This is a genomic window from Joostella atrarenae (assembly GCF_021764745.1).
GTDB lineage: Bacteria > Bacteroidota > Bacteroidia > Flavobacteriales > Flavobacteriaceae > Galbibacter > Galbibacter atrarenae.
In genome coordinates, this window is sequence record NZ_JAETXX010000024.1 from 1 (window position 1) to 5,436 (window position 5,436).

At 46.1% G+C, this 5,436-nt stretch carries 2 tRNA genes and 3 rRNA genes; all 5 read left to right on the top strand.

Annotation, left to right across the window (positions count from 1 at the left end):
* Window positions 1-41: 41 nt before the first annotated feature.
* The 5 genes from JM658_RS16735 to rrf all read left to right on the top strand — a co-directional run bounded on the left by JM658_RS16735 (window position 42) and on the right by rrf (window position 5,428).
* A 16S ribosomal RNA gene (locus tag JM658_RS16735) occupies window positions 42-1,561 on the top strand.
* A 182-nt stretch (window positions 1,562-1,743) separates the two neighbouring features.
* Window positions 1,744-1,817: transfer RNA gene (locus tag JM658_RS16740), tRNA-Ile, on the top strand.
* Between the two features lie 165 nt (window positions 1,818-1,982).
* Window positions 1,983-2,059 (top strand) — tRNA-Ala (locus JM658_RS16745).
* 215 nt (window positions 2,060-2,274) lie between these two features.
* Window positions 2,275-5,107 (top strand): 23S ribosomal RNA (locus tag JM658_RS16750).
* A gap of 213 nt (window positions 5,108-5,320) precedes the next feature.
* Window positions 5,321-5,428: ribosomal RNA gene (gene rrf, locus JM658_RS16755) — 5S ribosomal RNA — on the top strand.
* The 16S, 23S and 5S rRNA genes sit together here with 2 tRNA genes alongside, the layout of an rRNA operon.
* Window positions 5,429-5,436: the final 8 nt, after the last annotated feature.

Genomic DNA, 5,436 nt, shown 5'->3' on the forward strand with positions numbered 1-5,436 from the left:
GATTTATTGAGCGATTGAGATAGTAAAATATTTAACGATCAACGATGAAGAGTTTGATCCTGGCTCAGGATGAACGCTAGCGGCAGGCCTAACACATGCAAGTCGAGGGGTAGAGTTTAGCTTGCTAAACTTGAGACCGGCGCACGGGTGCGTAACGCGTATGCAATCTACCTTTTACAAAGGGATAGCCCGAAGAAATTCGGATTAATACCTTATAGTATTAAGAAATAGCATTATTTTTTAATTAAAGTTTCGGCGGTAAAAGATGAGCATGCGTCCTATTAGTTAGATGGAGTGGTAACGGCACCCCATGACTACGATAGGTAGGGGTCCTGAGAGGGAGATCCCCCACACTGGTACTGAGACACGGACCAGACTCCTACGGGAGGCAGCAGTGAGGAATATTGGACAATGGACGCAAGTCTGATCCAGCCATGCCGCGTGCAGGAAGACGGCCCTATGGGTTGTAAACTGCTTTTATACAAGAAGAATAAGACTTACGTGTAGGTTGATGACGGTATTGTATGAATAAGCACCGGCTAACTCCGTGCCAGCAGCCGCGGTAATACGGAGGGTGCAAGCGTTATCCGGAATCATTGGGTTTAAAGGGTCCGTAGGCGGGTGTATAAGTCAGGGGTGAAAGTTTGCAGCTCAACTGTAAAATTGCCTTTGATACTGTACATCTTGAATTAGTAGGAAGTGATTAGAATAAGTAGTGTAGCGGTGAAATGCATAGATATTACTTAGAATACCAATTGCGAAGGCAGGTCACTACTACTATATTGACGCTGATGGACGAAAGCGTGGGGAGCGAACAGGATTAGATACCCTGGTAGTCCACGCCGTAAACGATGGATACTAGCTGTTCGGATTTCGGTCTGAGTGGCTAAGCGAAAGTGATAAGTATCCCACCTGGGGAGTACGTTCGCAAGAATGAAACTCAAAGGAATTGACGGGGGCCCGCACAAGCGGTGGAGCATGTGGTTTAATTCGATGATACGCGAGGAACCTTACCAGGGCTTAAATGTAGTATGACAGGTTTAGAGATAGACTTTTCTTCGGACATATTACAAGGTGCTGCATGGTTGTCGTCAGCTCGTGCCGTGAGGTGTCAGGTTAAGTCCTATAACGAGCGCAACCCCTGCCGTTAGTTGCCAGCGAGTCATGTCGGGAACTCTAGCGGGACTGCCAGTGCAAACTGTGAGGAAGGTGGGGATGACGTCAAATCATCACGGCCCTTACGTCCTGGGCCACACACGTGCTACAATGGTCGGTACAATGAGCAGCCACTGCGCGAGCAGGAGCGAATCTAAAAAACCGATCACAGTTCGGATCGGAGTCTGCAACTCGACTCCGTGAAGCTGGAATCGCTAGTAATCGGATATCAGCCATGATCCGGTGAATACGTTCCCGGGCCTTGTACACACCGCCCGTCAAGCCATGGAAGCTGGGGGTACCTGAAGTCGGTGACCGCAAGGAGCTGCCTAGGGTAAAACTGGTAACTGGGGCTAAGTCGTAACAAGGTAGCCGTACCGGAAGGTGCGGCTGGAACACCTCCTTTCTAGAGAAACTATTGAGTTTAATAAGAAAGAGTATAACAAGGAGTGGTTTTGCTTAACGCTGTCAATAAATAAAATGAGTTAGAAAGTAAAAAGTTAAAGGTTGAAGGATTTATTTTTTGTTCTTAAAGAGAAAGGGAAATACTTTCAAGCTTTACACATTAAACTTTTAAACTGATAACACAGTCTCGTAGCTCAGCTGGTTAGAGCGCTACACTGATAATGTAGAGGTCGGCAGTTCGAGTCTGCCCGAGACTACAAAGAAGTCGCGGGAGGCATTAATTTGCCAAACGAGCACACGTTCATAAAATAAAGTATTGAAAGGAAATTCTAGAAGTTGAAGATTTGAATTGTAAATTTTGAATTGTAAATTTTAAATTAATTAATTCAACATTGATAATTCAACATTCAAAATTACAGAATGGGGGATTAGCTCAGCTGGCTAGAGCGCCTGCCTTGCACGCAGGAGGTCATCGGTTCGACTCCGATATTCTCCACCACGGTATACAAACGCAATTTTTGTAGTAGTTATCAAGAAGACTATAAAAAAGCGGCCGAAACGTTCATTGACATATTGAGATAAAAGAGATACGAGAATGTATTACGATAGTAATATGTTTAAAGTAGACTATAGAGAAGAATAGAATAATTTAGTATGATCGATTGCACGATTGATTATACGAATATTTATAATAGAATAAAAGAGCAAAAAGTACAATAAGCTATGTAAGGGCGTATGGGGAATGCCTAGGCTCTCAGAGGCGATGAAGGACGTGATAAGCTGCGAAAAGCTATGGGGAGTGGCACACACACAATGATCCATAGATATCCGAATGGGGCAACCCACTATATTGAAGATATAGTACTCCGTAAGGAGGGCGAACCCGCTGAACTGAAACATCTAAGTAGGCGGAGGAGAAGAAAACAACAGTGATTCCGATAGTAGCGGCGAGCGAACTTGGATTAGCCCAAACCATTGCTGTTACGGCAGTAATGGGGTTGTAGGACTGCGCTATTTGATGCGTAATGAATTAGAATTGTTTGGAAAGACAAACCATAGAGGGTGATAGTCCCGTAAAAGTAAAGAGCGTTATTAATAGCAGTATCCTGAGTAGTGCGGGGCACGTGAAACCCTGTATGAATCTGGCGGGACCATCCGCTAAGGCTAAATACTCCTGAGAGACCGATAGTGAACCAGTACCGTGAGGGAAAGGTGAAAAGTACCCTGAATAAGGGAGTGAAAAAGATCCTGAAACCATACGCTTACAAGCGGTCGGAGCATGTTTACATGTGACGGCGTGCCTTTTGCATAATGAGCCTACGAGTTACTGTTTCTAGCAAGGTTAAGTGATTCAGTCACGCAGCCGTAGCGAAAGCGAGTCTGAATAGGGCGTTATAGTTAGTAGTAGTAGACGCGAAACCGTGTGATCTACCCATGGGCAGGGTGAAGCTGTGGTAACACATAGTGGAGGCCCGAACCCGTTGACGTTGAAAAGTCTTGGGATGACCTGTGGGTAGGGGTGAAAGGCCAATCAAACTCGGAAATAGCTCGTACTCCCCGAAATGCATTTAGGTGCAGCGTTGATTAAAAGTTTTATAGAGGTAGAGCTACTGATTGGATGCGGGGGCTTCACCGCCTACCAATTCCTGACAAACTCCGAATGCTATAAAATGTTTTTCAGCAGTGAGGGCATGGGTGCTAAGGTCCATGTCCGAGAGGGAAAGAACCCGGACCATCAGCTAAGGTCCCCAAGTGTATACTAAGTTGAAAAAACGCGGTTTGATTGCTTAGACAGCTAGGATGTTGGCTTGGAAGCAGCCATTCATTTAAAGAGTGCGTAACAGCTCACTAGTCGAGCGATCGAGCATGGATAATAATCGGGCATAAGTATACCACCGAAGCTATGGATTTGTATTAATACAAGTGGTAGGGGAGCATTCTAAACTGGGTAGAAGGTGATCTGTAAGGATTGCTGGACTGTTTAGAAAAGAAAATGTAGGCATAAGTAACGATAATGCGGGCGAGAAACCCGCACGCCGAAAAACCAAGGTTTCCTCAGCTATGCTAATCAGCTGAGGGTTAGTCAGGACCTAACGCGAACCCGAAGGGGGTAGTGGATGGACAACAGGTTAATATTCCTGTACTTGCATATAATTAAAAGTGACGGAGGCGAATAGTTGGTGCGTGCTGACGGAATAGCACGTTGAAGTGAGTAGTAATACCACGATAGTACACTAAGGCTACGGCTGCGGTGATAATCCAGCGAATCGACTTCCAAGAAAAGCGATATATGCGACCTGTACCGTAAACCGACACAGGTGGTTGGGATGAGTATTCTAAGGCGCTCGAGAGATTCATGGCTAAGGAACTAGGCAAAATAGACCCGTAACTTCGGGAGAAGGGTCGCCCATCTTCGGATGGGCCGCAGTGAAAAGGTCCAGGCGACTGTTTATCAAAAACACAGGGCTCTGCTAAATCGAAAGATGATGTATAGGGCCTGACACCTGCCCGGTGCTGGAAGGTTAAGGGGAGATGTTAGCTTCGGCGACGCATTGAACTGAAGCCCCAGTAAACGGCGGCCGTAACTATAACGGTCCTAAGGTAGCGAAATTCCTTGTCGGGTAAGTTCCGACCTGCACGAATGGTGTAACGATCTGGACACTGTCTCGGCCATGAGCTCGGTGAAATTGTAGTATCGGTGAAGATGCCGATTACCCGCTGTGGGACGAAAAGACCCCGTGCACCTTTACTATAGCTTCGTATTGACTTTGAATAAGTGATGTGTAGGATAGGTGGGAGACTTTGATCATGTATCGCCAGGTATGTGTGAGTCATTGTTGAAATACCACCCTTTACTTATTTGAAGCCTAACTTCTTTATAGAAGGACAGTGCGTGGTGGGTAGTTTGACTGGGGTGGTCGCCTCCAAAAGAGTAACGGAGGCTTCTAAAGGTTCCCTCAGCACGCTTGGTAACCGTGCGTAGAGTGCAATGGCACAAGGGAGCTTGACTGAGAGACCTACAAGTCGATCAGGTACGAAAGTAGAGCATAGTGATCCGGTGGTTCCGCATGGAAGGGCCATCGCTCAAAGGATAAAAGGTACGCCGGGGATAACAGGCTGATCTCCCCCAAGAGCTCACATCGACGGGGGGGTTTGGCACCTCGATGTCGGCTCGTCACATCCTGGGGCTGGAGAAGGTCCCAAGGGTTGGGCTGTTCGCCCATTAAAGTGGCACGCGAGCTGGGTTCAGAACGTCGTGAGACAGTTCGGTCTCTATCTACAGTGGGCGTTAGAAATTTGAGTGGATCTGACTCTAGTACGAGAGGACCGAGTTGGACTAACCGCTGGTGTAGCTGTTGTTCCGCCAGGAGCATTGCAGCGTAGCTATGTTGGGAAGGGATAAGCGCTGAAAGCATATAAGCGCGAAACCCGCCACAAGATGAGATTTCTTTAAAGGGTCGTGAGAGACGATCACGTTGATAGGCTATAGGTGTAAAGGCAGTAATGTCATAGCCGAGTAGTACTAATAACCCGTAAGCTTATGTACAGTAGTCCTCTTACTTTCGCAAAGAGTAAGAGGGCGCAAACTCTTTATTTATTATAGTTCTTTTTTAGAAGTTTATTTTTACAACTATCTTTTTTATCTCCATATGTTAACTTATTTAGCAGCAGTGCTGCAGTTAAAAAGTTAAAAGTACAAAGTTAAAAGTGATTCATTACTTTATAAACTTTCTACATGCAAACTTTCTAACTTACAATTTAAGGTGGTTATAGCGACGGGGCTCACCTCTTCCCATTCCGAACAGAGCAGTTAAGCCCGCCAGCGCCGATGGTACTACGAAAGTGGGAGAGTAGGTCGCCGCCTTCTTTAGAATC